The sequence below is a fragment of the Methanofastidiosum sp. genome (assembly GCA_020854815.1).
Classification (GTDB): Archaea; Methanobacteriota_B; Thermococci; order Methanofastidiosales; family Methanofastidiosaceae; genus Methanofastidiosum.
Window position 1 is genome coordinate 30,443 of the sequence record JAHKLW010000043.1, and the last position, 22,281, is coordinate 52,723.

A 22,281-nucleotide genomic window follows, 5' to 3' on the forward strand; every position below is an offset into this window, starting at 1 on the left:
AAGTATTATTTTTAAATTATCTTTTATGGTTCCACTCTTCTGTTTCATATTTCTTCTTAGATAATTCTTTTGCAAGGTTTAATTCGTCTCTAGAAATATTCTTCACTTTTGTTTTCCCAAATACTTCTTCAAATCCTTGTTTTAAACAATTAATTAAATCTTGTTTGTTCAACTTATATCCTTCATCCGATAGTGTTGTAACTCTTTTTTTTATTTCTATTTTTTTATCTGAGATCTTAAGAACTTTTTCCATTAATCCTATGTTAGTGTTGTACATTAGGGTTCCATGCTGTAAAATAACTCCGGATTTTCTTGTTTGGGCAGATCCCGATATTTTTTTTGAATTGAATACAATATCATTAAGTGGCTTAAATTCGACCTTGATATTAAGTTTTTTTAAACCTTCAATAATGCCTCCATAAATAAACTCAAATGAATCTAGGATATCTTCAGGTGCATTTTCTTCGGACATCACGACTGAATAGGTAATTTCGCCCAAAGAATCATGAAAGACATTTCCACCTCCAGTTATTCTTCGGACATAGTCGATATTGTTTTTTTTACAGAAATCTAAATCAATTGAAGATTCTAACCTCTGGAAGTAACCAATAGAAACACATGACGGTAGAAATGAATAAAATCTAAATGTATCTGGTATTTTATCATTAGCTCTTAACAATAATAAAGCTTCATCTAGGCCCATTGAAAGATACCCATTATCTTCCCTATATCCTAAATATATCACAGAGAAAATACTATCGAAAACTATTTATAGGTTTACATAAACATCATTTATGGGAAGGGAAATGGAGGAAAAATTTAGAATCCTCTCATATTTTTTCACCTCTAGTGCTAGATTTCCCTTCCCTCGTTAAGGGCTTTAGGAGGCATCTTATGTATCAAAGAATTTTAAAACTGCTTGAGAATGAAGAATCTCCTCTTTCTTCAGAGACGATCAGTGAAAAAACAAAAGAAAGTTTAATGAAAACAAAATCTCTTTTATTGCGATTGCAGGAAGAAGGAAAAGTTGAAAGTACAAAAAAAGATGACATTATAGTATGGCAGATAAAGAAAAAGGATGATGTTGAGAAGAAATTTGAAAAGATGGGAAGATAATGCCTTTTTCTCACCCCTTTATTAAAGGGGAGATATCACCTAGAACCTACCAAGAAACTATTTTTGTGAATAGTAAAGATAAAAATACCTTAGTTATTTTACCGACAGGCCTTGGGAAAACATATATCGGGATTTTACTTGCAGCCTATACTCTACACTCTTTAGAAAAGAAAGTTTTGGTCTTAGCACCAACAAAACCACTAGCCGAACAACATTTGAAATCATTTTCAGATATATTAAATATTGAAAAAGAAAGTTTTTCTCTTCTGACTGGAACAGTGGCTCCCACTAGAAGAAATGAGCTTTATATAAAATCTTTAGTTGTGATTGCTACCCCCCAAGTAATAGAGAATGATATATTGGGTGGAAGAATAACTTTAGAAGATTATGGTCTTATTATTTTTGATGAAGCCCATCGTGCAAGTGGAGACTATGCTTATACCTACATAGCGGAAAAAGCTATATCAAAAAATATCAGAATTATGGGATTGACTGCTTCGCCTGCCTCAGATAAAGAAAAGATGAAGGAAATCATTCATAATCTTGGAATAGAAAATATAGAAATTAGGAATGAAACCTCATCCGATGTCAAATCTTATGTTCAAGACATAAATATATCGTGGGTTTCAGTTAAACTTCCTGATGAATTTCTTGAAATAAAAAAGTTGCTTGAGATATTACTAAAAAAAGAGATTACAGCACTGAAAGATCTTGGATTTGTTTCATCCCAAGATGTTTCAAAAAAAGAGATATTGAGCACTGTAATCAAAATAAATAATAAAATTAAAGAAGTTCCACCACATGAAAAATCTGTTTACTATGGTGCTCTGAAATCACAAGCAAAAGCCCTAAAGGTATATCATGCCTTGGAATTATTGGAAACCCAAGGTATATCGCCATTAATATCCTATTTCAAAAGAATGAGGGATGGTAAAAGCCGTTCTTCGTTAGAGTTGCTTTCTGAAAAAACTATTATGAAGATAATAACAATGGCCAATAATTTGAATCAACAGGGAATTGAACATCCAAAACTTTCAAAATTATTTGAAATTGTTGTAAAAGAAGTTAATGATGGAAAAAATATAATAATATTTTCCCATTACAGAGACACCACAATGAGGATTGTAAAAGAGTTAGATAGCTTTGAAGGTGTAAAAGTTGAAAGATTCGTTGGTCAAGCCTCAAAAAAAGGAGATATGGGTTTATCTCAGAAAAAACAGAAAGAGATAATTGAAAGATTTAGATTAGGAGAGTTTAATGTTCTTGTTGCAACTTCAGTTGCTGAAGAAGGTCTTGATATTCCTGAAGTGGATATGGTTATACTGTTTGAGCCTGTGCCTTCCGAGATAAGGTCAATTCAGAGGAGAGGCCGAACTGCTAGGAGAAGAAGTGGGGAAGTTATAATTCTCATGGCAGAAAATACTAGAGACGAAGGTTATTATTGGGCAAGTAAGAAGAAAGAAAAGCAAATGAAACTTACTGTAATGGAATTAAAAAGAGATTTTAGGAAAAGTGATGAAATGATTATGGCAGAAAAGGGTCAAAGTAAATTAAAAGATTTTGTCAACATGCCAGATATCATAGCAGATGATAGAGAAGACAAAAAGGTGTTAAAAATTTTATCAGAAAACGCTAATATCAAAATAAATCGTTTAGAAGTTGGGGACTACATACTCTCAAACAGAGTTGGAGTTGAAAGAAAATCTTCTAATGATTTTGTTGAATCACTTATCAATGGAACTCTTTTCCCACAAATTTTATCGCTGGCCAATAATTTTGAAGTCCCAATATTGATAGTAGAAGGGGAAGATGTTTATTCTATAAGGAATATGGATAAAAAATCTATCCGTGGCGCAATTATCTCGGCCATGGTAGATTTCAGAGTTAGACCTATTTTTACAAAAAATCCGGAAGAAACTGTCAATTTTCTCGTTGATATTTCATTAAGAGAACAGAAAGAAAAAGATAGGATGCCCATAATCAGAGGAGAAAAAAAAGTAATGAGCCTAAGGGAAAAACAGTTATTTATTGTAGAAGGTCTTCCTGAAGTATCTTCAATACTTTCCAGAAGGTTACTACAAAAGTTTGGCAGTGTGCTTGGAGTTTTTAATGCTGATGAAATCGAACTTAAGGAAGTTGAAGGTGTTGGAGAAATAAAGGCAAAGAAGATACGAGAAATTGTAGATTCCTTGTATGAAGAAATCTAATTTCTTTATTGCTAATCAATAATTAACCAAAAGATTTAAATATTAATAAGCAATAATATATATTAGCATTAATAGGTGATGAATTATGCGAGGAAATAACGATGTCGAAGCAAGAAAATTCTTTAAACAAGCAAAAAGAATGAAAGATAGGGCAGAAGTAAATATAAAAAAGAGAAACTTCGTTTTAGCTTCTATTGAAATAGGTGTTGCAAACAAACTTCTTGAAGAAGGAAGTAAGTTTCTCTAAATTTTATTTTTAATTTTGATATTCTCTCCTAATGTTATTGATCCTGTGCTACTTCTATGAAGAAATTTAAATAAACATCCTATATTTATACCATAGTCTTATATATAAAATATATAAAATCTAAAACAATGTTATCCGGCGATATACTCGGCCTAATAATAGTCTATGGCTATGTGGCCGTTTTACTCTTTATCTCTGAAAAACTGTTGAGCAAATATAAAGTATTTAGCCGAAAATTCCTCCACATAATGGTTGGAAATGTAATGTTTATATTACCTATATTCGAAACAAAATTTGCGATGACTTTTCTTGCTGCTGCCCCGTTTATACCTCTAACATTTTTAATGAGCCCACATTCGCCTTTAAAAATCAAAGATAAAATATCATCTTCAGGACACGGACTTGGATTGGTATACTATGCTATTTCATGGACCGTTCTTGCATTTTTATTTTTTGATCGGCCATGGATTATAGCTGTAGGTATAGCTGCTATGTCATATGGAGATGGAATGGCATCCTTAATCGGGACCAGATTTGGAAAAAGAAAATACCATTTCTTTGGAGAAACTAAGAGTATTGAAGGGTCAATAACAATGTATCTTACACTAGTTACTGTTATGTGGATTGTATTGAAATACTACAATAATATTTTTGTAAATGTTAGTTTAGTACCGATCAATTACTTAATCCTATTATTTGTTCCACTTGTTGCAACTTTATTCGAAGCTGTTACACCCAAAGGACTGGATAATTTGACTGCATGTTTTTCTGCAACAATTCTTTATTACATATTGATACTGGTGGGATAATGAGATTTATTATAATTGATGGATTAGATGGTGCTGGCAAAGACACTCATGCTAATTTAATTCGTAATCGATACGTAACTAGAGGTAATAATGTCATTTTAAGGTCACATCCAGAAAATGATAATACTTTTGGAATAAAAGCAAAAAACTCACTTTTAGGTAAGGGAAAATTAAATTATATTAAAGCATCAATTTACTATGCTTTTGATGTTATAAGATCTGTAAGGAAGTATTATAAAAAAGGTGATGATACATTGATTGTTGTACGTTACCTAATGGGTGTTGCCTATTTGCCATTGCCTTTGGCTAAATTATTCTACAAATTTTTTTCAACTATACTCCCCACTTCAGAGTATATGTTCTTTTTAGATGTTGAGCCACAAGAGTCTCTAAGAAGATTATCTAAAAGAAATGAAAAAGAAATGTTTGAGAATCTAAACGATCTTGTAAATGTAAGGGAGAAAGCATTGAAATTAGCAAATAATTGGAACATTATAAATACAGGACACACAATAAATGAAGTCCAAAAGGAAATAGAAAAAATACTAGATAGATTGGATAATGGAAAAGATACGAAAACAGAATATATCTCAAATCGAATCCAAAATTAATAAAAAAATATTATAAGATATTATAATTTTTCAAATCTCTTTTCAAGTTCTCTTAGAACTTTAGGAAGAGTTGTGTATTCCATATCTTCACATGGTAATCTGTGTGGTTCAAATGGCCCATGCCGTCTCATATAGTCAGCGACTCTTTGTGCTTTTCTTCTAGCTTCATCATATGCAGGATCGTCAAATAGATCAACTGGCCCAACTAGTTTTCCGTTTGCTATCTGAAATCCAAGGGCTATAACTCTTGGAGGCCCATCAAATCTAGTACATACTGCATTCTTTTGACTAACTGGCATTATTGGGCCGTTGTGAGACCCTCTCATCCAGCCGGCCACTAAGTGGGGGAATGCGAAAGGCTCGAGTATTTCGCCAACTGCAGGAAGACCTGATTGCCCCCTTACCAGTGCCACAGGATCATCTTTTCCCACATAATCTCCAGCTATCTTGTAAAGCTTTTCAGTGCTGATGTTTGCAACTGCTTCGTCAGCAGGTAATTTTCCACCTTTTTTTGGATAAACTCTTTTTATTACATATCTCGATTTGGCACCAATCAAAGCAAGCATTTTGTATAGCTCTTCTGGACAATCCATGAATACTCTCTTACTTTCTAAGATATCCCATATCTCGAATCTAAATCCTGCTGCTGCACTTGGGTCTATTACTAACCCTATTGTGTTAAAAGGGTCTGCAAATATCTTATATATCGGTAAATTAAAGGCCCCAGGATCAGTCTTGTCCATCATAAATGCAATAACTGGCTCTGCTTTTCTTTCTTCAAATTCGAGTTCTGCAATTCCAGGACCCAACCCTCTAACATTTCCGCTAAATGCATCAGCTAATAGGTCTTGGCCTGCACCGTAAAGCTTCAATTCCCTAGCGACTTCTGTTGCTTTTTCAAAAGTATTCCACGCAAGATGATGAACTTCTTCAGAATCAATACCTTTTCTATGTGTCATTAATAGTTCTAGATCGTCTCCACAATTTGTAACGTGGAAATCAATTAGAAGTTTACCTTTTTCTTTTTCTAATTCTTTTTGTGCTTTTTGAATTAAATCTGGATGAACCTTGGCATGGCCAGGCCATCCTCCAACATCTGCTTTAATAAGAGAAACAGTTATTTTTTCTCCCATTTAATCCTCCTCGTCTTTTGATTTGAAATCATCAATTGAGAATGGAGGTTCTTCACCGTCTTTTATCTGACCTTTAGCTTTCATCATTTCTCTGGCAATAAGGTAGTAAACAAGCGCTAAGGCTTTTTTACCTTTGTTATTTGTTGGTACAACTAAATCAACGTTTGACAGATAATTTTCAGAGTCGCATAGTGCAACTACAGGTATTTTTGCAAGGCCGGCTTCCCTTAGTATCTGATAATCTGCTCTTGGATCTGTCAAGATTACTACTTCAGGCTCCATAAAATCTTCACAGTTTGGATTTGTTAGAGATCCTGGAATAAATCTCTTTGTAATTGTTTTTGCGCCTATTTTCTGACCAAAAGCTAATACTGGTTTAAATCCATAGATTCTTGAAGAAACTACTAGAATTTTCTCTGGCTCAAATTTAGCAAGAAACTTCCCAACTTTTTCAATCTTCTTATTTGTTTCGTTTATATCAAGGATATATAGACCATCTTGTCTTATCCTAAATATGTACCTTTCCATGTCCCTTGTTTTTTGAGTTGTCCCAATATGTATTCCTGATGCAAGGTACAAATCAAGAGGTACAAGCATTTCATCACTCATTAAATCTCCTCTCCCAAATATTCTTTAATTCTTATTAGTTCATTTATTATTTGGATATTATCTTCCATTAATTCCAAATATCTAAGATTAAATGCTAGAGATATATGACATATCCCTTCATCAACTGCAGAGATTATGCAGTTCTTATCATCTTTTGATGCAGCATAAATATTAGATATTGTATCTAGCTCAATTTTTTTTGGTTTTTGATTGTTTTTTAACTCTTTTAGATCGAAGTTAAATATTTTTCCCCCTATATTCAATAGAGGCATTTGCCCCTCGTATATGCCTCCAAGATATCTAAAAAGAGGTAACGAATAAAAAGAAGATGCTGCTTTGGCAGATGCCAAAGATAAAGCGAATCTTATTTGAGTATAGGGCGTTATTTCGCAAAGCAACTCATCTAGTGATTTTTGTTCAATTGCATCCAATCCTATGAGTTCCGGTAAAACAACTTCTTCTATCTCAGAGATTTCTTCTTCAAAAGGCACAGAGGCTCTCCCAAAACTTGAAGAGGTATATACATCTATTTCTACTATACTCTTCTCTTTATTGCTGTTGTAAACCTTCCTTGCCCTTATATCCTCTATTACGGTCAATATTTCCTCTCCTTCTCCATTTCCTATGGTGGGGCCGTCGGGATTTGAACCCGAGTTTCCACCACCCCAAGGTGAGAGGCTAGTCCAAGCTACCCCACGGCCCCATGTGAAATCGACTATAAACTATTAAAATATAAAATTATATTTTATAGTCGAGCAGTTCATCTATAAGATCAACATGGGTAAGAAGCATTCTTCTGCAGCAATATCTGGTTAGTCCCATGTCGTCCAATATTTTTTCTGTTTTTTCCCCTTTGCTTACTCTAGCTAGATAAGGCTCATAAAGATGTCCAATCACTTTTCCACAGGTAAAGCATCTTACAGGGATAATCAAAAGATCACCTGTAAGATTTCTGTCTTCTTGCTCTTGGTCCTTTAGAAGACTTACTTGGCTTGTGCTCTTCAGTTCTCCTTGAATCTCCCCTTAATAGGATTCTGTCGTATCCTAGATAAGCTTCTTTCAAAGAGTTATCCTGAGTGAATTCGACAAGACCTCTTGCGATTGCTATTCTGCATGCATCAGCTTGCCCCATAATTCCTCCACCTCGGACATCAATGTCAATATCAACTGTATTTGCTGTATCTCCTGCAAGGAGAATTGGTTCAAACATTTTGATTCTTACCAATTCAGGTTCAACTATGGGAAGCGGTTTGCTATTAATTCTGACTCTCCCCTTCCCTTCTTTTACAGTTGCCCTTGCAACAGCTTTTTTTCTTTTACCTACTGATTGAATAATTTTCATACACGCCCCCCAAGGAAGGATGATATTTCTTTTACTCTAAAATATTTCTTAGTTCTTAATTTTGAAACATCAGCTTCGTTGAATCTAACGAATTCTTTTCCAGTTAAATCTTCAGGTATACCAACATATACCTTTAGTTTCTTGTATGCCTGTCTTCCTTTGTCTTTTTTCCAAGGTAACATTCCCCTTACTGCCCTTCTGACTATTCTGTCAGATCTTTTTGGGAAAAATGAACCTCTCAAAGGATTTGCGATATCTTTGAATTGTGCTCTTTTCTTGTAAAGGTCAAAGAAATAATCCCTATTCCCCGTAATTATAACTTCTTCAGCATTGACTATATAAATTTCTTCCCCTTCTAAAAGTTTTTTAGCAGCAACTGATGCCATTCTGCCCAGAATCTGATCTTTTCCATCGATTATCATGAGATCACTCCATTATCCTTACACCGCTACCTCTCGGATTCTCTTTGTAAAGGTCATAAAGAGTTATTGCTCTTCCATTTTTGTTTATCTTTTCCATGGCGGATTTAGAAAACTTGAATGCAGAAATTGTAACTTTATGATCTAGTTCTCCACTGCCCAATACTTTTCCGGGAACAACTACTGTGTCTCCATCTTGTGAATATCTATTGATTTTTGATAAATTCACTTGGGGTAAATGCCTTGTAGGCCTTTTGAACCTCTTAGAAAGGTCAATCCACAAGGGAGTTTTTTCAGAATATCCTTTGTCTATAAAAAAATCTATAAGACTTAATATATTTGGATTTGTTTTATTCAATTTTTTCATTAGTTTCACCTCTCAAACTCTTGCGCTTTCGCTCGCCTGAGATTAACATTGATATTTTAATACCCTATTTAAACGTTTCGATGAATTTTTAAATAGAGGAAATATTTTGAAAAAGAAGAAAAATAAATTATTATTTATCTTTTCCAGATTGGATTTAGAATAGAAGGAAGTTCAGTATCGTATCCAAGATCTTTTAAAGCCATTTGAAGACAGGCCATAGTAACTATTATTTCCTTTTCCGAAACACTTCCCATGTGTCCAATTCTAATTATCTTCCCTTTAAGATGGTCTTGTCCACCAGCTATTATCACGCCGTACTTTTCTCTCATTGTTTTAACGAGTTCTTGTCCATCAATTCCTTCTGGAACTTTAATAGATGTGACTGTGTTTGAACATGTCTTTTCTTCCTGGGGAAATAATTTAAGGCCTATGGATTTTGCAGCTTCTCTTGTTGCCTTAGCCATTTTTTCATGTTTTTTGATCCAGTTGTCAAATCCGCATTCATCTATTATATCCAATGCTTCTTTTAATCCGTAAGCCATCGATACAGGTTGAGTGTATGGAGCCTTGTATTTGTTATTTTTATATTTCTTCAGGTTAAGATAGTAGCATGTTTCGTCAGTTTTTTCAATTATATCCCAAGCCTTCTGGCTAACGGAGATAAATGACATCCCTGGGGGGAGTCCGATACACTTCTGGCTACCCGATGCACATAGATCAACTCCCCAATTATCAACTTCAATATTGTCTCCACCAAGTGATGAAATAGTATCTACAACTAATAGAGCATTACTACCCTTTACAATCTTTCCAATGTCTGCTACTGGGTTTCTAACTCCTGTGGAGGTTTCATTGTGTACCATTGTTACTGCCTTGATGGCCGGGTCTTTTTCTAATGCTTTTTTAACATCTTCTGTCTTTATAGGCATTCCCCAGTCATATTTTAATTCAATTACAGCTCCCTTGTAAGCCTTGACAATGTCTCTAAATCGCTCTCCAAACTTACCTGATGTAATACATAAGACCTTGTCTCCTGGTTGAACAATGTTAGCTATTGCAGCGTCCATTGCAGCTGTACCAGAACCGGCAATTATAAAAACATCATTTTTAGTTTTAAAGATTTTTTTCATTCTTTCGGATTGCTCCATAAAGAGCTTGTTAAATTCATCGCTTCTATGGGGCATGATTTTCATTGACATGGCCCTAAATACCCTAGGGTGAACTGGTATCGGACCAGGTATCATTAGTAAAAAATCCTCATTCATATAACCACGACACTGTTTTAACAAAAATAAACATATATAAGATTATCTTATCTAACTGTAAATTAAAAGTGTTAGAATAGAATAAATCTCAAGAAGATTAAAACAAAATTACATTATTTCTTTGTGTGTCATTAGTCTTGTTGTGTAACCTGCGATTCTATTCAAAAGTTTATGTGTAGGTACATCGAGTAAGTCTTTAATTACTAATTTGTTCTCTTCAAAATCTTTTGTAAGTTCGCCTCTGTGTTTTTCAACTAACTGTCTTGAAATTCTTTTTATAAATGATGGTCTGATTCTTCCCAACATTACACCTCCATTTTAAAAGAAATGGTATAGTGGGCTTTTTAAAATTATCGTCAGATTATTGATTTTTTTCAATTTTAGGCCTTATTGTCTGTATTATTGCAGAAATTATTTAAAGATTAACTATCGAAATAAATCCATGCTTGACATTATTAAGAGTCGAATTGATCCAAATCTTACAATTGGAATAGGAGCTTATGATGACCCAGAAAAAGTTCAAGATGCGGTAAACAGTATCGATTTTTGTAATGTAAAAATTTTCAATACATCTGCCAAGATCATCGCTTCCCTACAAAAAGGCGAAATAGACGCTATTGTCCGAGGTACGCTTCAAAGTTCAGATTTCATAAAAGAAGTAAAAAATAGTTTTAAAATTGATAAGATTTATAGAATTGGCCTTTTAGGAACCTATGACAAAAAATATTTCTTTTTTGCGCCTCTTGGCGTTGATGAGGGTGAAAACCTAAAAGAAAAAGAAATGCTAGTTGAATATGCTAAGGATTTGTTAAAAAGATTCAAAATTGAGCCAAAAATATCAGTCCTTTCTGGTGGACGAAAAAAAGATATAGGAAGATCTGAAAGGGTTGATAATACGATACTTGAAGCAGAAGCTTTGGCAGAGAAGTATGGCGTAAAACATTCTGAAATTTTAATTGAAAATGCAATAAAATATTCGAATTTTATACTTGCGCCGGATGGAATATCAGGCAATTTAATTTACAGGACTTTAATTCATCTTGGCGGAGGCACTTCCCATGGAGCACTCTATTATCCTCTAGCTATTAAAGGCACAGTCATTGTTGATACTTCAAGAGCTGGCCCCAAAGAAGAGTATATTTCATCAATCGCTCTTGCAAATGCTATTAAAAATTATTAATCAAAAAAATCAATTATTTTTTCTAAATTAACTACATTCTTCCAAGATACCAGTTCATTATGGTTTGTTGCGTCAAGATGGATTGGAGTTAATGATACCTTGTTCTGCTTTATTGCTGAATAATCTGTACCTTCTTCAACAAATCCTCCAGGGGGTTTACCAAAGACTTTAAAATACATCTTGCCTTCCTTTTTGTTTGTTTCAAATGGCTCATCATAGTAAACTCTTCTCCCAAGTCTCGTCACTTCAACTCCTTTTAGTTCATTAAATGGAACAGAAGGTACGTTTATGTTTAGAAGCGTGTCAGTAGGCAATTTCTTAAAATTCCAAGAATCAAAAAGTATTTCCAAGAATTTTGTTGCAGTGTCAAACATTGGGTTATAATAATCTGATGAAGAAATAGCTAGCGAAGGTATTCCATTTATTATTCCTTCTCTGGCAGCAGAAACTGTTCCAGAGTAATATATATCATAGGATATGTTCTCTCCATGATTTATCCCTGAAAGTATCAGATCAATTTTTTCTCTCATGAAATGTCTTATAGCAAGAGCTACACAGTCGACAGGAGTTCCAGAAACGAGATAATCTGTTCTTTGTTTATCTGGTAAATAAAGACTCTCAACTTCAATTTTTTTAAATATAGAATAACTATGGCCGATTCCACTACAATTTTCTTTTGGAGCTATGACAACAACTTCGCCTAAAGACTCAGCAACCTCTGTGAGTCTCTTTATTCCTTCTCTTCCATACCCGTCATCATTAGTTACTAGTATTCTCATTTGCACTAAAGAGGCAGTAAGATACTTTTAAAGGTTATTCCTTAATTATTTCTAGTATTGCTTCTTTAGGAACTCTTAGGTGGATAAGATTTTGCTTTCCACGCCCTCTTGACTGAGCCCTTTGAATGTCGACTATCTTAAGATTTTCAAGTTTTGATGTTGCCTTTCTAAAGAGTTCGTATGACATCTCTTCTTCTAAGATATGGAAGAAATCACTTGCTTTTGTGAATTTACCAGAGTTTTCAGCTAAAACTTTCAGGACTTTTTTGTCTGTTTTTGATAGTCCATCGAAGACATTTTTGACATGCAGAGAAGAGCTGATACGTTCTATTGCTTTTTCAACATCATCGATAATTATTTTTTTTCGTCCATCGAGTTCTGCCAACATTGCAGCGTCCTTTATTCCTCTTATCCCAAGTCTTAAGTCGCCTTTCTCAAAAGTTATTTCTGCAATTTTGTCTAAGACTTCCGCTCCCATCACTCCAGGATAAAGTCCAATTTCAGAACGGTATTCAAGAATATCATGTATTGTATCTTGAGAATAAGATTTAAAGTGAACTTCATTTGGCATGAACACAGTCCTAATTTTTTCTGAAACTTTAAATGAAAACGCATTGTCTGTTATAATACCGATAATTCCTGTTTTAACTCCAGGATATATCTCATGCGCCCTTAGAATTTTATAAAGAATATTTTCTGCAATATTAACATGAAATAAAAAATCCACATCGTCCAATGCTACTAGTAATGTTTTATTTTTTTTCTGTAGTTCTCCCATTGTATATTCATAAAGAGTCGTTAATGGTTTTCCGGTTTCTACGGGGGGATATCCAAAAAGTCCTCTGAAAATCTGAGACATTATTGAGAATTCTCGGTAATGAAATTGACAATTTATGTAGACTGGAACAACATTATTTGAAACTTCAGTTATTTCTTTAAAGAGTAATTTGATTGAAGTGGTCTTTCCTGTGCCTGTTGGCCCTAAAACGATAGTATTTGTTGGAAAATCTCCTTTTATTAAAGGTTTTACGTTGTGAGAGATTGCTTCAAGTTCATTGTCCCTATGTTTGAAAACCTCCGGTATGTAACTAAGATCAAAGACTTCGGGATTTCTGAAAAGCGATTCATCCCACATCAAAATATCCTTTATTTTGCTTGACATAACTAAATAAAAAAATTATTTTAAGTTTTTATACTTTAGCTACTTCCATGAATATGTTTGATAAGACAAAGTTCTTATCATTTCTTTCAGAGTTCGCATGTTCTATTGCCTTTTCGATTAATAAAGGAAAAGGAACTTTTTTTGAGTTTTTGTATTCCTGCATATAATCACCAATTAGTATATCACCGGCGGCAATATAAACTAAGCCTTAGTGAGATATTTGATTTTTTATTAATTTAAAGTTCCATTGTTCCCTCAAATCATTTAAATAGTAATTAATATCCTTATTATTAAATTTTAAGAAATAATATATTCTAGAATAACCAATAGAAAGATATATAATCCCAAATAGAATAATTAATCATATGAGATCTGAAGAAAGAAAGAAACTTATGTTAGTTGTTATGACGATTATAGTATGTGGAATGTTATTAATGTCTTCTCTACAGATATTCTTCTTTTTTAGATAGTACTTTATTATTTGATATCGGATTCATATAAAGTTCTCAACATAATAGCAAAAAAATACTGCTGCCAAGCTAAGAACAAATATAGTATATCCAAATATCAAATCTGCTATTTCTTCTCCTTTCAAAGAATCCCCATTATACTAGGATTGATAGTAAATAAAGTTTACTGCAAAAAAGAATATAAAATAAAAAATATGTCAGACCGCCCATCTCTCATCATCAGTCAGACGCTGTCGGTTTCCTCATCCATACATACCAATTAACGAATTATTTTGATATTCCGGTGATGTAATTCTTGATACTGAGCATTTAAAGTCTTCGGGAGTGACGTAATCTCTATCTTCCCTGATTGCGGCCATTCCTGCTTCAGTGCACAGTGACCTAATCTCTGCACCTGAAAGTCCATTTACTAGATCAATAATTTCGGAGTAATCAAGATTCTTAATGTTCATATTCCTAGAATGAATCTTAAATATGTCAAGGCAAGCCTCTTTTGTGGGTGGCGGTATTTCAATCAATCTGTCAAATCTGCCAGGCCGTAAGAGTGCAGGATCTAACATATCCACTCTGTTCGTAGCACCAATAATTTTAACATGCCCCCTTGGATCAAAACCGTCAAGCTCAGCTAGAAGTTGCATCATTGTCCTTGCAACTTCTCGATCTCCGCTTATACCAGTATCAACACGCCTTGCCCCTATAGCGTCTATCTCATCAATAAATAGAATTGAAGGAGCTTTTTCCCTTGATAGATTGAAAACTTCCCTTACCATCCGAGCTCCTTCCCCTATATATTTTCTAACAAACTCAGAGCCAACAACTCTTATGAATGTGGAATCAGTTTCATTTGCAACTGCCTTGACAATTAACGTTTTACCGTTTCCAGGTGGTCCGTGTAACAAAACTCCGTGTGGTGGCTCTATACCGACTTTATCGAAAAGTTCCGGTTTCTTTAGAGGTAATTCCACAGTTTCTTTTATCTTATTTATTTGATCAGTTAATCCACCAATATGAGAATAGGTTACACATGTTTTATCCAAAACTTCCATTCCACATACTTCTGGATCTTTTGTTGATGGTAGAACTTCCATTATAGAAAGATTTCTTTGATTACACGCCACTAGTGCACCAGGAATGAGATCATTAATATTAACATTAGAACAAGCACCAACAACAAATTTTGGTCCACTTGAACTCTTAATGATGATTTTGGATGGATCTATTGCCTCAACTATAACTCCTGTTATCAGCGGGGGTGCATTTAATCTGTCCAACTCTTTTTTGAGGTTCTCATTTTCTTTTTCTAATCTAATTTTCTCAGTTATAAAGCTTCGATTTTGTATTTCAAGAATTTTTAATCTTTCTAGTATCTTATCATTATACTGGGCATCATTTTCATAAACATCTTCTTCGTCAAGTCTTTTTGTCCTATACTTAATACTACTGTCCACTATTAGCACCCCAAACATGATGTATTAGATTTCACATCTTTATAAATGTTTCTACATTGAGTATCATTATTATGAGAAATATTTAAAAAAAATCTTACAATGATGATTATCATTTTTAAGAATAATTCAAAGTTCAAAACCCTTATAAACATTTAATTTGAACAACTGTTGATAAGATGATATGCGAAATATGTGGAAAGACCATACAAGGAAAAATCTTCAATGTAAGAGTTGAAGGTGCCAGTGTAAAGGTTTGTGATAAATGTTCGAGATTTGGAACAGACCGCCAGAGTTGGTCAAAATTTGGCAAAGGCCCTGCGAGTTCAGATGGATTAGTGCTACCATCAAGACCAAAATTTAGTGGCGGGCCAGTGAAAACGAGAGAAGAATATAGTCTAGTAGATGACTACCATCTAGTTATAAAGGATGCTCGAGAAGCCAAGGGATGGTCTCAGAAAGATCTTGCTAGGAAAATGAATGAAAAAGAATCTATAATCCATCATATTGAAACAGAAGGTTTCGCGCTTTCTAATGAACTTATCCAGAAACTTGAAAGAGTACTGAATATTAAACTCAAAGATAAATCAGATGAAGGCATTGAAATATCCAAATATAAACAAAATTTAAAGGAAACAACAATAGGCGATATAATCAAGATAAAGAAGAAGTGAGGCATCTAATGAAAACTGTCGCATATTCGCCTTTATAGAGAAAGAATTTGAATCTTGCTCCTTCTTCTTCAATGCTGAAAGAAAGATCTTTGTATCCTCCCAAGATATTCCTATACGCACCGTTAGATGCTAAAAATGGTGCTTCTTTTACACGAAAACTTTCTTTCGATATTCCTTCACTTCCTATTAATTCCATTGACAACTTTCCCAGAAGAGACTTAGGAATCAAAGAGCTGTAACCAATTAAAGGTGCTATAACATTTATTTCTCCTTTTTTTATACCTTCTTTTACCCGCACAAGATTGGATTTATTTACCTGTGTCCTATAGTAGTTGCCCTGTTTTTGCATTGATACAAGATCACCCACCTCAACTTCATTTAGTGGAACTTCTTTTATTCTTTCGAGAACAACTTGATTGAATATTTTTGCCTGATAAGCATGAACAAAAAGAGAAGAAACTGAGGGAGGTAAAACAATAAAAACTTTGGCGTAATCTGGTGCTTTTGACAAATATTCCAAGATTTGTTTTTCATTTCTTAATTTTGGATATAATTCAAGTGCTTCTGCATACTTTCCGTCTTTAATTAAATCAGCTGCCTCTCCACTAAGATTATCCTTTAATAACAAAGTTTCAACTGCCTCTTTGAATTGGCCTTTCAATATAAGTCTCCCAACTTCCTCGTTGCCCCCAAATCGCTGCCCCCCAAAAAGGTTTGGAAATCCAGATTGTCCTTCTATTTTCTGTATATTGAATTGTATTTTTTCATCAGAATTATTTGGAATGTTCCTCACAAGAATGTTAAATTTGTTTCCTACTAGATCACCGATATCAATCTTCTGCCCTTTTGAAAAATCGAATAATTCTGCGTCTTTTAATTCTATACTCTTTAGAATATCTTCATAGATTCTTTCAATAGAAAAACTCTGGATAGTTACTGCATGCCTATCTTTGAGTCCTGCGTACCCAAATTTACTAAAAGGTATTCCTGTCTTTCTCGCTATTTCATGAATGACATCAAGCGTGTCTCTATTTATTTTTTTTACCTTGAAAACAAGATATTTGCCTCTTGTGAGATTTATGACTTCCTCTACTTGAAAATCTTCGGGATATTTTTTTATTTCCATGAAATCGCTCTATGTCACGCGAGTACTTAATTCGGTTAAAGTAAAGAAATCCCCTATTCCGGTCCACCGGATCCTCAAAGGTCCACCATATAAACCAGGTGTCTGTGTCCTAAGAATTACATCAAATCTTAAATTTTCCCTAGGGATCATTGAATCAATTGTAATCTCATTGCTGATCAGTCTTACCCTTGCATCCGATACTCTCACTACTTGGAATCCCCTCATATACGACTCAGGTAATGAAATTCTAATATTCTGAGCATTTTCATTAGATGTATTTGTAAGACTAAAAGATACTGTTACATTTTCACTCGGATGAAAAGTTGAAGATGTCCATTGTACTTCAGTTGCTACCCACACTACAGGTATGTCCCAAGATTGAAGTTGAAGCTGTAACACTTCATTTTTCTTTAATAGATCCTGAATCTGGAAAGTATAATTTCTGACAACTGAATCATACTGTGATTTTTCTGTTTCAAGGACAAGAAGTTTATTCTCAAGAATTGTCTGCTGCCCCTGAAGCTTTGTTATCTCTTGATTTAGAGTGTTTACTCTCTGACTAAGTACGGTATTTTGATTGTTCAGAAGGCTTATATTGTATACCGATATTACAAGCCCTACTGCCAAAATAAATGTTGCGACTACAAATACTTCTTTCTGCATAAATCCTCCTTAACTTATTATATCCACGGCAAAATCCATAATGATTCTACCAAAGCTTTCTGGTAGAATGTCTATTAGGATGAGTGTCATGTTTTTATTATATACTTTTATTTTATCTTCTCTATATAGTTCTAGTATTTTATAAGATATATCTCTTCTTGTTTGTTTATCATATTCGGCCAAATTGAGCATATTTAAGGATATTTCCCCTATTATCTTGCTCTTAACTCTCCAAAGACTTGTTTCGGGAACATCTTTGATAGCTGTCGGATCAACTATTGGGAAGGCTTTCCCCTGGACAATCTGTTTAGCCATTATTCCAGTAACATTACCTTTTGCAGTGATATCCTTCTGCTGCCCCAATATCGTAATCTGTTGAGTAAAATCAATAGGAACATATCCAACTACATCGACTAATTCCTTTAACGTATCAGAATCTATAACAACTACCCTTGTAATATCAATTTCAGATTGCCCTTTTGAAATTTGCTTTGCGTGGCTCACCCCAGTTCGTATATCAGATGCTTTTATCAAAGAGTTGTTAATGTTTATCCCCAAAGAACTTAGAGCAGGATTTGTTGATAATGGATCTATATCCACACTGCTTCCATTTGGCCTCAAATTAGAGAAAATAATGACAGAAGAAACTTCTAGCGTTCCAGGATTACCTTTCTCTTCGTCTATGAAAAGGAATAGAGTATTATCATTTCCCAATCTATAAACGTCATAAAATACCCCGGCAAATAGAAGTGCCACTAATAGGACGAAAATTATGGGCCATTTCCAACCTACTGATTTTTTCTTTGAATCTTTTTTTTGATTTTTGGCTTTTGTATCATTATTTTTTGCCATATTTTCTCACCAATAAGTTCCTATCTACTATTTATTCCTAAAAATATTTAAAATTACCTATCAAGATAGCATTATGAAGATACTTTGCCCCAACTGTAGGGCCACAATACTCTTCAAAGGTGATGAAAAATATCTACTTTGCTCAAACTGTAGAATTAAAATAAAGATGCCTACAAAGAAGGATTACCCAAATATAACGCCAAATCTTATTGAAAAATGTTCTATATGTGAAAAGGTAATAAAATCTTCCAAAAACAAAAGAAGATGCCCTGTTTGTGGACAAAAAGTATGCTCTTCATGTTGGAATTATTCAAGACTTGTTTGTAAGAGGTGTCTTGAAGAAGGTATAACTTCCAAGCCGCTTTACACACTTAAAGAGAAGAATTCAAGGCCAAAACTATTCTTAAGAGAAGAGTTCCTTGAAGATATAAAAGAAGGAGAGATAGCATCGATACCTATCAAGGTAAAAAACCTAGGAGATGAAGATGCTTTAAATGTTAAGGTAGAGGTAAGATCTTCTCCAAATATTAAAACAATTGAATCAGCCGACATAGGAAAAATAGAAATGGAAAAGGAAAAGCGATGCATATTGAGATTTACTCCAAAGTATAGCGGTAAGGGTAGTATTGAGATTCTTTTATCATATGAGGATTATGGCAAAAACAAGTTTTTTGAAAGTGTTAAATCAGAGTTTGATATCAAAGAGAAAAAGAAACGAGAAGAGAAAAGATGGGATTACCAGAAATGGAACTATGACTCCAAAAAAGAAAAACGGAGAGAAGAGCCAATCAAAAAAGATAGCGATTCTCTTGAAGTGCTATTAAAACAGTTTGGATGCGCTCCCGATGCATCAATTGAAGATATTAAAAAGAGGAAGAAAGTGCTAAACATGATGTACCATCCTGATTTCAATGTGAATAAGCCAGATCAAGTCAAGAAAGAAATGGAAGATATGTTAAAGGAAATAAATGAAATCTATCAAAAAATCTTGAATAAAAAAGGAGAAAAATAATCAACTTATAGTTTTACTAAAATTATTTAGATTACAATTTTACGAGAATTTTTATATTGCTCTTTTATAATTGATAATAAAAATCTATTTAATTCTATATAAAAATCAACTAAATATGGCCCACAAATTCGATGTAAAAGAAATGCATAGATTGGATTCCCCTGAAAGAAGAAAAATATTACCTCCTGAAGAAAATCTAATTAAAGCTGGCCTAAAAACTAAGGATATCATTATAGATATTGGATGTGGGATAGGTTATTTCTCTATACCTGCTTCAATAATTATAGGGAATGAAGGTAAAGTATTTTCTCTTGATACCTCTAGCGAAATGTTAGAAGAACTTGAAAGAAGGGTATATGAAAAAAAGATAAAAAATATAACACCAATTCTTTCAGAATCTTACAAATTTCCATTAGAATCTAATATTGGAACATTTGCTTTAATGTCAAATGTCCTTCATGAAGTTGATGACAAACTTAGCTTTCTAAAAGAAACAAATAGAGTTTTATCTAACCGAGGAACCCTCTGTATAATCGAATGGCAGAAAAAAGAAACTGAAAGAGGCCCACCATTAGAAGATAAACTCAATGCATCAGAAATAAAAGATTTATTAGAAAAAACAAATTTCAAACTAAGTAATAGCTTTCCAATAGGTGAGAATTTTTCTGCTTATATATCTAAGAAAGGATCAGATGAACTTCAAAAGATTTAAACCTATCTCATCACTAAACTTTCTTTCAACTTCCCCTTCAATTGCGTCAATTATAACTTCAACTGTTGCGCTAACAAATGCTGAATTTAAATGTCCTGCAAATGACTTATGCTCTTCATTTCCAAGATTTACGTGAAGGTGTAAATAGACTTCTCCGTTCATAGTTGTAATGTTCCCATAAAGTGGGGCAATTTCATGATTTCCAACTAATTCTTTAGAAAAATACTTTTTTGATTGGGCTTCAAAAAGTCCAATTGTAACTTTGTTTGTAGCTCCAAGTCCAGTTATTGTTCCTAGTTTGATATTATTCTTGATACAAAATTTCTTTAGGATTTCTACTACTTCTTCTCCTTTATCGATTCTAATTATATATTTGTTGCCAAATTTCCTGTATTCCATATTATTGAATAAAATTAGAAGTATAAAAATCTTCACTTGCCTTTTCTTAAAGATCTAAAGGTTCCCATAAATCGCTTTTTCTTTAAGGGGATTCCTACAAATTCTTCTTTGCTTACGGATTTGACATCTTCAATTGAAACAAAGGAATTTGGCGCATACTTATCGATAGCTTCGTATATAGGCTCAAGTTTCTTTCTTTTTATGACAGTAAATAATATCTTTACTTCACCTTTTTTGCCATATGCATCAACAATTGTGACACCACATTTTTCTTTTCTTAAGAAATCAATGATCTTATCGGTATTCTCTTTAGTAATTATTCTTGCAATTACATGTCCAACGGCAAGCCTCTCTTCTATTACTATTCCAACATAATTTCCCGCTGCAAAGCCAGCAGCGTATGCCAAATAATGTATTATGCTATTGACATTCTGCATGACTTGGCCAATAACATTAATCCAGATAAATACTTCAAAAAACCCAACAATAGGTGCAAGTTTCTTAAGATTCTTTGATACAAATATGATTCTCATAGTGCCAAGACTAACATCTAGCACTCTTGCAAGAAAGATTAGTAGGGGTAATAGCCAGAACATCATATCCATCTAAACGCCTTTGAATACAGCATTTTCAATTAGTTTATAAGGATTTACTTACTAATCTAAATACTATACATAAAAGCTACTTATAAGTCATTAATATTTCTTCTAAGTCGAAATATTTTTAAGCAAGAATTTATTAATCTTGTTGATATCATGCCCAAAGTATTTCCAGATTACAGAGAAGAAGCTAAGAACAGAATAGTAAAAGAATCTGTAAAGTTCTTTTCTGAAAAAGGATACCACAAAACTAAGATGGCAGAAATCGCCGAAGGTCTTGGTGTCAGTAAAGGAGCAATATACCAGTATTTTAACAGTAAGGAAGAACTGTTTTTAGAGGTAATCAAATATTACGTTGAATACACTCAGAAAGAGTTAGTATCGTTCCTAGATTTAAAGGAGCCTCAAAATATATCCACGGATGAATTTTTTGATATTATGTTTAACATTGAGCAATCGCAATCAGTTGAGAATCTTAATCTTTTAGACAGATTATTCCCGCCTCTTGATTTTAATCTAGCTATCTCTGAGCTAATGACCAGTAACCCTTCTCTGAAGAAAGAAATGACAAAGTACTATAAAGATTCAATTAAATTAATGGCTGATTACTTTGAAGACTATAAAAAAAGAGGAGTTATCAAAAAAAACTTGGATACATTCTCCCTATCTATGGGGATAGCATCTCTCCAAGATGGGCTCATGGCTGCAATACAAATGGGGATAGAAATATCAGAAATAAGAAAAACCTGGAAAGAAATCACTGAAATGATGTTAAAAAGTGCTTTGGTAGATTAGTATTTAATTCAACGCTTCTTCCATGCAATAGAGATTAATATAACTGCAACTAGAAACTGTACAAGAGACAACATTGATACAACTCCTTTTATAATTCCAATTTCAAAAAATCCCATTAAAACAACGACCACCTCTATAATTGAAATTACAAAGAGTATTATTGCTAATCCAAATATAAATTTGGATATGTCTTTTTTCTTTGTTATGATATCTTCAATTGGATGGATCATATCATCTTCAAGATTAATCTTTTCTTTGCTTTTTGTCTTAGAAACATGATTAATATTC

At 33.4% G+C, this 22,281-nt stretch carries 29 protein-coding genes and 1 tRNA gene; 10 read left to right on the plus strand and 20 right to left on the minus strand.

The annotated features are described in order from the left end of the window. Positions 1 to 16: 16 nt before the first annotated feature. Positions 17 to 745 (minus strand): lipoate--protein ligase family protein, encoded by a 729-nt coding sequence (locus KO464_05785; GenBank protein MCC7572881.1) that lies wholly within the window; start codon positions 743 to 745, stop codon positions 17 to 19. A 149-nt stretch (positions 746 to 894) separates the two neighbouring features. Here KO464_05785 and KO464_05790 point away from each other — a divergent pair, with 149 nt between their 5' ends. The 5 genes from KO464_05790 (at position 895) to KO464_05810 (ending at position 4,990) form a co-directional block, all read left to right on the plus strand. Continuing rightward, positions 895 to 1,116 (plus strand): ArsR family transcriptional regulator, encoded by a 222-nt coding sequence (locus KO464_05790; GenBank protein MCC7572882.1) that lies wholly within the window; start codon positions 895 to 897, stop codon positions 1,114 to 1,116. Further along, positions 1,116 to 3,323, plus strand: coding sequence for a DEAD/DEAH box helicase (locus KO464_05795; protein MCC7572883.1), 2,208 nt, complete (start codon positions 1,116 to 1,118; stop codon positions 3,321 to 3,323). The genes KO464_05790 and KO464_05795 overlap by 1 nt, the downstream gene beginning before the upstream one ends. An 85-nt stretch (positions 3,324 to 3,408) precedes the next feature. Continuing rightward, complete coding sequence (locus KO464_05800; protein MCC7572884.1) at positions 3,409 to 3,570, plus strand: hypothetical protein; 162 nt, start codon at positions 3,409 to 3,411, stop codon at positions 3,568 to 3,570. Positions 3,571 to 3,698: 128 nt separating this feature from the next. Beyond that, positions 3,699 to 4,379 (plus strand): SEC59/DGK1/VTE5 family protein, encoded by a 681-nt coding sequence (locus tag KO464_05805; protein ID MCC7572885.1) that lies wholly within the window; start codon positions 3,699 to 3,701, stop codon positions 4,377 to 4,379. Further along, positions 4,379 to 4,990, plus strand: a complete 612-nt coding sequence (locus KO464_05810; GenBank protein ID MCC7572886.1) for a thymidylate kinase — start codon at positions 4,379 to 4,381, stop codon at positions 4,988 to 4,990. Before KO464_05805 ends, KO464_05810 begins: the two co-directional genes overlap by 1 nt. A 20-nt stretch (positions 4,991 to 5,010) precedes the next feature. Here the strand turns inward: KO464_05810 and KO464_05815 are convergent, their stop codons facing one another. The 10 genes from KO464_05815 to KO464_05860 all read right to left on the minus strand — a co-directional run bounded on the left by KO464_05815 (position 5,011) and on the right by KO464_05860 (position 10,428). Then, positions 5,011 to 6,123, minus strand: coding sequence for a fructose-1,6-bisphosphatase (locus KO464_05815; protein ID MCC7572887.1), 1,113 nt, complete (start codon positions 6,121 to 6,123; stop codon positions 5,011 to 5,013). Continuing rightward, entirely contained in the window at positions 6,124 to 6,732 is a 609-nt protein-coding gene (gene rpsB / locus KO464_05820) for a 30S ribosomal protein S2 (GenBank protein ID MCC7572888.1), read from the minus strand. Next, positions 6,732 to 7,331 (minus strand): hypothetical protein, encoded by a 600-nt coding sequence (locus tag KO464_05825; protein ID MCC7572889.1) that lies wholly within the window; start codon positions 7,329 to 7,331, stop codon positions 6,732 to 6,734. Before KO464_05825 ends, rpsB begins: the two co-directional genes overlap by 1 nt. A gap of 26 nt (positions 7,332 to 7,357) precedes the next feature. Further along, positions 7,358 to 7,435: transfer RNA gene (locus tag KO464_05830), tRNA-Pro, on the minus strand. 35 nt (positions 7,436 to 7,470) lie between these two features. Then, positions 7,471 to 7,665 carry a DNA-directed RNA polymerase subunit N gene (locus KO464_05835; protein ID MCC7572890.1) on the minus strand — a complete coding sequence of 65 codons (195 nt, stop codon included), beginning with the start codon at positions 7,663 to 7,665 and terminating at the stop codon, positions 7,471 to 7,473. A gap of 4 nt (positions 7,666 to 7,669) precedes the next feature. Continuing rightward, entirely contained in the window at positions 7,670 to 8,074 is a 405-nt protein-coding gene (locus tag KO464_05840) for a 30S ribosomal protein S9 (GenBank protein MCC7572891.1), read from the minus strand. After that, positions 8,071 to 8,496 (minus strand): 50S ribosomal protein L13, encoded by a 426-nt coding sequence (locus tag KO464_05845; protein MCC7572892.1) that lies wholly within the window; start codon positions 8,494 to 8,496, stop codon positions 8,071 to 8,073. Before KO464_05845 ends, KO464_05840 begins: the two co-directional genes overlap by 4 nt. Before the next feature lie 4 nt (positions 8,497 to 8,500). Further along, on the minus strand, positions 8,501 to 8,860 hold the full coding sequence (locus KO464_05850; protein ID MCC7572893.1) for a 50S ribosomal protein L18e: 360 nt from the start codon (positions 8,858 to 8,860) through the stop codon (positions 8,501 to 8,503). Positions 8,861 to 8,994: 134 nt separating this feature from the next. Next, positions 8,995 to 10,125 carry an alanine--glyoxylate aminotransferase family protein gene (locus tag KO464_05855; GenBank protein MCC7572894.1) on the minus strand — a complete coding sequence of 377 codons (1,131 nt, stop codon included), beginning with the start codon at positions 10,123 to 10,125 and terminating at the stop codon, positions 8,995 to 8,997. Positions 10,126 to 10,233: 108 nt separating this feature from the next. Next, on the minus strand, positions 10,234 to 10,428 hold the full coding sequence (locus tag KO464_05860; protein MCC7572895.1) for a 30S ribosomal protein S17e: 195 nt from the start codon (positions 10,426 to 10,428) through the stop codon (positions 10,234 to 10,236). Between the two features lie 139 nt (positions 10,429 to 10,567). Between KO464_05860 and mtxX the strand changes: the two genes are divergently transcribed. Continuing rightward, on the plus strand, positions 10,568 to 11,305 hold the full coding sequence (mtxX, locus tag KO464_05865; protein ID MCC7572896.1) for a methanogenesis marker protein Mmp4/MtxX: 738 nt from the start codon (positions 10,568 to 10,570) through the stop codon (positions 11,303 to 11,305). Here the strand turns inward: mtxX and surE are convergent. From surE to KO464_05880, 3 genes are all read right to left on the minus strand, one after another. Continuing rightward, on the minus strand, positions 11,302 to 12,084 hold the full coding sequence (gene surE / locus KO464_05870; protein ID MCC7572897.1) for a 5'/3'-nucleotidase SurE: 783 nt from the start codon (positions 12,082 to 12,084) through the stop codon (positions 11,302 to 11,304). The two genes, mtxX and surE, sit on opposite strands and share 4 nt — an antisense overlap. A gap of 34 nt (positions 12,085 to 12,118) precedes the next feature. After that, positions 12,119 to 13,246, minus strand: a complete 1,128-nt coding sequence (locus tag KO464_05875; GenBank protein MCC7572898.1) for an ORC1-type DNA replication protein — start codon at positions 13,244 to 13,246, stop codon at positions 12,119 to 12,121. Between the two features lie 712 nt (positions 13,247 to 13,958). Beyond that, positions 13,959 to 15,182 (minus strand): proteasome-activating nucleotidase, encoded by a 1,224-nt coding sequence (locus tag KO464_05880; GenBank protein ID MCC7572899.1) that lies wholly within the window; start codon positions 15,180 to 15,182, stop codon positions 13,959 to 13,961. 158 nt (positions 15,183 to 15,340) lie between these two features. Between KO464_05880 and KO464_05885 the strand changes: the two genes are divergently transcribed. Continuing rightward, positions 15,341 to 15,835 (plus strand): TIGR00270 family protein, encoded by a 495-nt coding sequence (locus tag KO464_05885; protein MCC7572900.1) that lies wholly within the window; start codon positions 15,341 to 15,343, stop codon positions 15,833 to 15,835. On the opposite strand, the gene truD is transcribed toward KO464_05885, so the two are convergent. Genes truD through KO464_05900 form a run of 3 tightly spaced genes read right to left on the minus strand, consistent with a single transcriptional unit; the run spans position 15,816 to position 18,476 of the window. Next, positions 15,816 to 16,961 (minus strand): tRNA pseudouridine(13) synthase TruD, encoded by a 1,146-nt coding sequence (gene truD / locus KO464_05890; protein ID MCC7572901.1) that lies wholly within the window; start codon positions 16,959 to 16,961, stop codon positions 15,816 to 15,818. The two genes, KO464_05885 and truD, sit on opposite strands and share 20 nt — an antisense overlap. A 9-nt stretch (positions 16,962 to 16,970) precedes the next feature. Beyond that, the gene (locus KO464_05895; GenBank protein ID MCC7572902.1) at positions 16,971 to 17,624 is read right to left on the minus strand and encodes a hypothetical protein; all 654 of its coding nucleotides are present in this window, start codon (positions 17,622 to 17,624) and stop codon (positions 16,971 to 16,973) included. Between the two features lie 9 nt (positions 17,625 to 17,633). Further along, positions 17,634 to 18,476, minus strand: coding sequence for a hypothetical protein (locus tag KO464_05900; GenBank protein MCC7572903.1), 843 nt, complete (start codon positions 18,474 to 18,476; stop codon positions 17,634 to 17,636). A gap of 73 nt (positions 18,477 to 18,549) precedes the next feature. Here KO464_05900 and KO464_05905 point away from each other — a divergent pair, with 73 nt between their 5' ends. Continuing rightward, positions 18,550 to 19,488, plus strand: coding sequence for a hypothetical protein (locus KO464_05905; protein MCC7572904.1), 939 nt, complete (start codon positions 18,550 to 18,552; stop codon positions 19,486 to 19,488). Positions 19,489 to 19,603: 115 nt separating this feature from the next. Next, positions 19,604 to 20,200, plus strand: a complete 597-nt coding sequence (locus tag KO464_05910; protein MCC7572905.1) for a class I SAM-dependent methyltransferase — start codon at positions 19,604 to 19,606, stop codon at positions 20,198 to 20,200. On the opposite strand, the gene KO464_05915 is transcribed toward KO464_05910, so the two are convergent. After that, the gene (locus KO464_05915; GenBank protein ID MCC7572906.1) at positions 20,177 to 20,599 is read right to left on the minus strand and encodes a DNA-binding protein; all 423 of its coding nucleotides are present in this window, start codon (positions 20,597 to 20,599) and stop codon (positions 20,177 to 20,179) included. The genes KO464_05910 and KO464_05915 overlap by 24 nt on opposite strands. 32 nt (positions 20,600 to 20,631) lie before the next feature. Beyond that, positions 20,632 to 21,204: a DUF2179 domain-containing protein gene (locus tag KO464_05920; protein MCC7572907.1), complete on the minus strand. Its 573-nt coding sequence runs from the start codon at positions 21,202 to 21,204 to the stop codon at positions 20,632 to 20,634. Between the two features lie 150 nt (positions 21,205 to 21,354). Between KO464_05920 and KO464_05925 the strand changes: the two genes are divergently transcribed. Then, on the plus strand, positions 21,355 to 21,993 hold the full coding sequence (locus tag KO464_05925) for a TetR/AcrR family transcriptional regulator (protein ID MCC7572908.1): 639 nt from the start codon (positions 21,355 to 21,357) through the stop codon (positions 21,991 to 21,993). An 8-nt stretch (positions 21,994 to 22,001) separates the two neighbouring features. Here the strand turns inward: KO464_05925 and KO464_05930 are convergent, their stop codons facing one another. Beyond that, complete coding sequence (locus KO464_05930) at positions 22,002 to 22,223, minus strand: hypothetical protein (GenBank protein MCC7572909.1); 222 nt, start codon at positions 22,221 to 22,223, stop codon at positions 22,002 to 22,004. Between the last annotated feature and the right edge of the window lie 58 nt (positions 22,224 to 22,281).

Bases quoted from the DNA above. Each gene is read 5' to 3' on its own strand.
- KO464_05790 (MCC7572882.1), top strand. From the start codon at position 895: ATGTATCAAAGAATTTTAAAACTGCTTGAGAATGAAGAATCTCCTCTT.
- KO464_05795 (MCC7572883.1), top strand. From the start codon at position 1,116: ATGCCTTTTTCTCACCCCTTTATTAAAGGGGAGATATCACCTAGAACC.
- KO464_05800 (MCC7572884.1), top strand. From the start codon at position 3,409: ATGCGAGGAAATAACGATGTCGAAGCAAGAAAATTCTTTAAACAAGCA.
- KO464_05805 (MCC7572885.1), top strand. From the start codon at position 3,699: ATGTTATCCGGCGATATACTCGGCCTAATAATAGTCTATGGCTATGTG.
- KO464_05810 (MCC7572886.1), top strand. From the start codon at position 4,379: ATGAGATTTATTATAATTGATGGATTAGATGGTGCTGGCAAAGACACT.
- KO464_05815 (MCC7572887.1), bottom strand. From the start codon at position 6,123: ATGGGAGAAAAAATAACTGTTTCTCTTATTAAAGCAGATGTTGGAGGA.
- rpsB (MCC7572888.1), bottom strand. From the start codon at position 6,732: ATGAGTGATGAAATGCTTGTACCTCTTGATTTGTACCTTGCATCAGGA.
- KO464_05840 (MCC7572891.1), bottom strand. From the start codon at position 8,074: ATGAAAATTATTCAATCAGTAGGTAAAAGAAAAAAAGCTGTTGCAAGG.
- KO464_05845 (MCC7572892.1), bottom strand. From the start codon at position 8,496: ATGATAATCGATGGAAAAGATCAGATTCTGGGCAGAATGGCATCAGTT.
- KO464_05850 (MCC7572893.1), bottom strand. From the start codon at position 8,860: ATGAAAAAATTGAATAAAACAAATCCAAATATATTAAGTCTTATAGAT.
- KO464_05855 (MCC7572894.1), bottom strand. From the start codon at position 10,125: ATGAATGAGGATTTTTTACTAATGATACCTGGTCCGATACCAGTTCAC.
- mtxX (MCC7572896.1), top strand. From the start codon at position 10,568: ATGCTTGACATTATTAAGAGTCGAATTGATCCAAATCTTACAATTGGA.
- surE (MCC7572897.1), bottom strand. From the start codon at position 12,084: ATGAGAATACTAGTAACTAATGATGACGGGTATGGAAGAGAAGGAATA.
- KO464_05875 (MCC7572898.1), bottom strand. From the start codon at position 13,246: ATGTCAAGCAAAATAAAGGATATTTTGATGTGGGATGAATCGCTTTTC.
- KO464_05880 (MCC7572899.1), bottom strand. From the start codon at position 15,182: ATGTTTGGGGTGCTAATAGTGGACAGTAGTATTAAGTATAGGACAAAA.
- KO464_05885 (MCC7572900.1), top strand. From the start codon at position 15,341: ATGATATGCGAAATATGTGGAAAGACCATACAAGGAAAAATCTTCAAT.
- truD (MCC7572901.1), bottom strand. From the start codon at position 16,961: ATGGAAATAAAAAAATATCCCGAAGATTTTCAAGTAGAGGAAGTCATA.
- KO464_05895 (MCC7572902.1), bottom strand. From the start codon at position 17,624: ATGCAGAAAGAAGTATTTGTAGTCGCAACATTTATTTTGGCAGTAGGG.
- KO464_05900 (MCC7572903.1), bottom strand. From the start codon at position 18,476: ATGGCAAAAAATAATGATACAAAAGCCAAAAATCAAAAAAAAGATTCA.
- KO464_05905 (MCC7572904.1), top strand. From the start codon at position 18,550: ATGAAGATACTTTGCCCCAACTGTAGGGCCACAATACTCTTCAAAGGT.
- KO464_05910 (MCC7572905.1), top strand. From the start codon at position 19,604: ATGGCCCACAAATTCGATGTAAAAGAAATGCATAGATTGGATTCCCCT.
- KO464_05915 (MCC7572906.1), bottom strand. From the start codon at position 20,599: ATGGAATACAGGAAATTTGGCAACAAATATATAATTAGAATCGATAAA.
- KO464_05920 (MCC7572907.1), bottom strand. From the start codon at position 21,204: ATGGATATGATGTTCTGGCTATTACCCCTACTAATCTTTCTTGCAAGA.
- KO464_05925 (MCC7572908.1), top strand. From the start codon at position 21,355: ATGCCCAAAGTATTTCCAGATTACAGAGAAGAAGCTAAGAACAGAATA.
- KO464_05930 (MCC7572909.1), bottom strand. From the start codon at position 22,223: ATGATCCATCCAATTGAAGATATCATAACAAAGAAAAAAGACATATCC.